This window comes from Bacillus sp. mrc49, from assembly GCF_002803435.1.
In genome coordinates, this window is sequence record NZ_PHNG01000246.1 from 1 (window position 1) to 657 (window position 657).

At 38.2% G+C, this 657-nt stretch carries 2 protein-coding genes; both read left to right on the plus strand.

From position 1 onward, the window contains the following. The coding region (locus CVN76_RS01780) for a nitric oxide synthase oxygenase (RefSeq protein ID WP_198512421.1) at nt 1-228 on the plus strand (228 nt) is incomplete at its 5' end. Nucleotides 229-288: 60 nt separating this feature from the next. Further along, nucleotides 289-561, plus strand: a complete 273-nt coding sequence (locus CVN76_RS01785) for a hypothetical protein (RefSeq protein WP_100530157.1) — start codon at nt 289-291, stop codon at nt 559-561. The last annotated feature ends 96 nt before the right edge of the window (nt 562-657 follow it).

Genomic DNA, 657 nt, shown 5'->3' on the forward strand with positions numbered 1-657 from the left:
CTGTATTCGTTCAAGAAAAATGGGGTCAGCATCGTCGACCATCATACTGCGGCAAAGCAATTCAAGAAATTTGAAGAAAAAGAAGCTTCAAAAGACCGGAACGTAACCGGGGACTGGACATGGTTGATCCCCCCTGTTTCACCAGCAACCACACACGTTTTTCATAAACCGTATAAAAATGAAATACTGAAGCCGAATTTCTTTTATCAAAAGCCTCCATATAAATAAAGGTTTACATGACCCTGAAGCGGGTATACATATATAAATCCAAATTTAAGGAGGATGGTAATGATGGCATTAGGGAAAAACGTAGTGTTATTTGGAGTCGGAGTTGCCGGAGTCTCATTTTTAACAACTAAAGCGAACAGAGGTAAAGTAAAAGATATTTGGATTAGTGCAAAAGATAAGACAATGAGCTTTTTAAATAGGAAGTGTTCAGAATTGGATCCTTTGATTGAAAAGGCGGGTCACCCAGATCCATATGATCATGAGGACAATAAAATGGTCGATGAAGGCGCCATGTATGGGGTCCATTATTATAATAATGCAAAGCATGGTTAAGGTAGTGCAAATCGCTTGGGAATTCCCAAGCGATTTTTTCATGAATAAAATCCGGTCGTTAGTGGTTGATAAATCAGATAATTTTGAATTTAAAGC

Bases quoted from the DNA above. Each gene is read 5' to 3' on its own strand.
- CVN76_RS01785 (WP_100530157.1), top strand. From the start codon at position 289: ATGATGGCATTAGGGAAAAACGTAGTGTTATTTGGAGTCGGAGTTGCC.